Origin of the sequence: sulfur-oxidizing endosymbiont of Gigantopelta aegis (genome assembly GCF_016097415.1) — a bacterium.
Lineage (GTDB): Bacteria > Pseudomonadota > Gammaproteobacteria > GRL18 > GRL18 > GRL18.
The window spans coordinates 1-3,168 of record NZ_JAEHGE010000010.1 but is presented as its reverse complement, the minus strand read 5'-3'; the positions used below and the strand labels follow the sequence as shown (position 1 = coordinate 3,168).

Here is a 3,168-nt window from a genome sequence, read left to right as displayed (position 1 = left end):
ATTGATGCGGTTCGTTGCACTCACCACATCCTACACCTGAAGTGTAAACAAGGTTTGATCTGTGCCTTATTCGATAAAAGTACAGTAAATAAACTATAGGTCATAACCGTACAAATATCAATAAATATGACTTGCTATTAATTGACAACATTAACGTATTATTTTGACATCATAAAGCTCAAAAATAGGATCGGTAGTGATAATAATCATGTCACTGGTTTGCGCCTGAGTGATTAGAAAGCGATCGAAGGGATCGGCATGATGGTCGGGTAAGTTCTCGATGCGTAGCGAGTTTTCCAAGGAAAAAGGGAGTACTTTCAGCTTATCTTTATTGATGCGATCAGGAATATAGCGAAAAGGTAAGGCGGGTAACTTAATTTTTTTTAGTTTGTGTTTGATCATGATTTCCCATGCACTCACAGTCGAAAAATAAATGTCATTCTCGCCATCTTCAATAATGCTATATTGCTCATCACTGAGTTTGTCTGGACTAATATTCCAATAAAGCCAGCATTGCGTGTCTAAAAGGTATTGTTTATCCATGTGATCTTCCTTCTTAGACAAAATATTTCTGCAGTTCATCGGGCAATGCTGCATCAAAATCATCGGCTACCCAAGCAGAATCTTTATCCTGACCAGGGGTTCGCTTATGATTGATTTTTTTAATCGGTACGACTTTAGCAAAATCTTGGCCGGAACGGGTGATAATGATTTCTTGACCATTGGCAATTTGGGTCATTAGTCGGGAAAAATTGATTTTAGCTTCATGAGAATTGACTATGATCATAATTTAACCATCCTTGTTTAATTATTAAGCAAAAAGTATAGCATTGTGAAAAGTTAAAATAAATGCTAATCACACTATTTATAAAGCAATTCATTAATGGGGGTTCAATGGCAGCCCCCCCCCCCCCAAAAAAAAAATGACAAGTTAGCCTTAAAACTGTTTATTCCTCACTCCAGAAATGCTGTTTCACATGAGTCTCAAGTATCTTGGCCATCTCCTCAACATCAATATTACCCTTGCTTGTTTTGAAGCTGTAACGCCCTGTAAACAAAGTGTGTGTCCAGACAATGGGTGATATCCGGGTGAACTCATCAATAATATTTCCAGTCGTTTTAGCCCAAGTATCACTAAGCTCTTGAAGTGCTTCATCAAGATGTTGATCGCAATAGGACACGCTGTCATTACAATATAACCTGCTACGGTCTATTTCATGATGGATTTTTTGGTAAACAAAAAACTCAAATAAATACGGGTCAATATGAATATCAGTAGGCTTTCGCTTCAAGTATTTAGTCATGCTTTTGGGGATCGTAAGCCCAAGATCATCGCAGATTTTTAAGTCAGGATAATCCTAAAAAAATCAGTTGAACCTACTGCGACCGCCTTATGCACTGAATCTTAAGGATTTTCCAGAACATTTTGACTTCACCCGTAGGGTGACTACGAATAAAGCCAAAATAACCTGTAAAACCCTTAATCTTCAGCACCTAAGTCGCTCTCGCTACGATTCAACTGATTATTTTAGGATATAGGCATTCATGATAAACTGAATGTCATTGCTGACATCATCGTAACTGCGGTATCAAAAAAACTTGCACCGCCTGAAGAACCAGAACCTCCACCATCACCAATGATGACATCACCTGAACCCGCAATAATGACACCACCGCAACTGATAGCATCACCCAGTCTGGTAGCAGGAACACCATTAATAAAAACGGTACTGGAACCTGATGCAATAGTACGGCCATGAGGTGAACAATTACCGCATCCATGGGGTGCAAGGGGATCACCTACACGAGCGGCTTTAGGTATACTGACTCCTGTCTTGTCTTGTATTGAATTCCATTTAAAGCTCAGTTTTTATTGCTCCATGCAATATGACTGAATGCTTCTATTCTATTGCTTAGTTCCAAAATATGCAAAGCACAATAAGTTACACCGTAACATAATTAAAAAACATCTCGATCTTCCAGGTGGTTCAGTGGAACCATTCGTTTATGCAATACACCAAAGACAATCAGCTCTTGCTCATGCAGCACATAATAAATAACATGGCTCACATAGGGAAAACTCAGTACACCCACTCCAATATCTGTCCTTGACTTACCCATAGAGGGTGTTTCGGCCAATAAACATAAGATTTGTCGAAGTTCTGATAGGTATTTGTTTGATTGTGTATTGTCCCATTGCTGTATGGTAAAACGACGTATTTCTATGAGATCTGATTCGGCATCAGGTATTAAACGAAAGTGAGTCACTAATCAAATTGACCTTTTTCTAAAGCATCAAAAAAAACATCTCCATTGGTGAGGTTGCCTGCTTCAATATCCACTTTGGCCTGAGCTGCTCTTGATTGTAAATACCGAAGTTTGAGTGCTTCAATATTTTCGTATTCATCCATCGACATGACAACAACAACGGGTTTTCCATTTTTGTTGATCTGCACCGGTGCACGCTGTGCTTTTAACAATAGATCGCCAAATTGTGTTTTGGCTTCATTGGCAGAAAGAGCATCCATTTTTGTATCCTCACCATATCGTTCGATTCGCTCATTGTAATCGAATCATGCCAATCAAGTCAAAACGACTATCATAAGTGCTCAATCAAAACCTTTTAAGAGATATGATAGAAAATGCCAAGAATTGGGTACGCCCGAGTCAGTTCCACGGGCCGACTTATGTTTAATATGTTCGCCTCAATTGCTGAGTTTGAAAATGATCTACGCACCGAACGACAGGCTGAAGGAATTGCTAAAGCTCATGAGAATGGTGTTAAGTTTGGCAGGCCTGTGAAATTAACTGAAACCAAAAAACACGAAATTTACTCAAGGCGACTCTCAGGAACCACTATTGGTCAATTGGCAAAAGAATTTAGCTTAGGAGAAGCAACAATCTACCGAGCGTTGAATGCAGTTAAACAGTTCAGTTCACCACCGCAAATAAAAACCACAAAAATAATACTCTGGTTATGCGTTGAAAATAACAGCAAGTTTGTTCGGGGGAAAAAAGGTAAGTCACGAAGGCATATTGAAGACTACTGCCTCTCAAACTATAACGCAAAAAAATTAGATAAAAAGGGTTGGGAGTATGAGCTTACGTTTGAATTTGAGGATGATGAGGATTTAGATAATCAAATTTATGAGCTTTCTTCTGAAATGA

The 3,168-nt window shown here is 38.8% G+C and carries 6 protein-coding genes and 1 pseudogene; 1 reads left to right on the top strand and 6 read right to left on the bottom strand.

What is annotated here, in order from left to right:
• Positions 1-150: 150 nt before the first annotated feature.
• From JEU79_RS25700 to JEU79_RS25675, 6 genes are all read right to left on the bottom strand, one after another.
• Positions 151-543 (bottom strand): type II toxin-antitoxin system VapC family toxin, encoded by a 393-nt coding sequence (locus JEU79_RS25700; protein ID WP_198264919.1) that lies wholly within the window; start codon positions 541-543, stop codon positions 151-153.
• Positions 544-556: 13 nt separating this feature from the next.
• Entirely contained in the window at positions 557-787 is a 231-nt protein-coding gene (locus JEU79_RS25695) for a type II toxin-antitoxin system Phd/YefM family antitoxin (protein WP_198264918.1), read from the bottom strand.
• Positions 788-947: 160 nt separating this feature from the next.
• Entirely contained in the window at positions 948-1,292 is a 345-nt protein-coding gene (locus JEU79_RS25690) for a transposase (protein WP_214660602.1), read from the bottom strand.
• 251 nt (positions 1,293-1,543) lie between these two features.
• Positions 1,544-1,822, bottom strand: coding sequence for a PAAR domain-containing protein (locus tag JEU79_RS25685; RefSeq protein WP_246540599.1), 279 nt, complete (start codon positions 1,820-1,822; stop codon positions 1,544-1,546).
• Between the two features lie 137 nt (positions 1,823-1,959).
• The gene (locus JEU79_RS25680; protein ID WP_198264916.1) at positions 1,960-2,268 is read right to left on the bottom strand and encodes a type II toxin-antitoxin system RelE/ParE family toxin; all 309 of its coding nucleotides are present in this window, start codon (positions 2,266-2,268) and stop codon (positions 1,960-1,962) included.
• On the bottom strand, positions 2,268-2,528 hold the full coding sequence (locus JEU79_RS25675) for a type II toxin-antitoxin system Phd/YefM family antitoxin (RefSeq protein WP_198264915.1): 261 nt from the start codon (positions 2,526-2,528) through the stop codon (positions 2,268-2,270). Before JEU79_RS25675 ends, JEU79_RS25680 begins: the two co-directional genes overlap by 1 nt.
• A gap of 141 nt (positions 2,529-2,669) precedes the next feature.
• On the opposite strand from JEU79_RS25675, the pseudogene JEU79_RS25670 reads away from it, so the two are divergent.
• Positions 2,670-2,927, top strand: a pseudogene (locus tag JEU79_RS25670) (helix-turn-helix domain-containing protein); the annotation flags it as partial.
• Positions 2,928-3,168 lie beyond the last annotated feature (241 nt).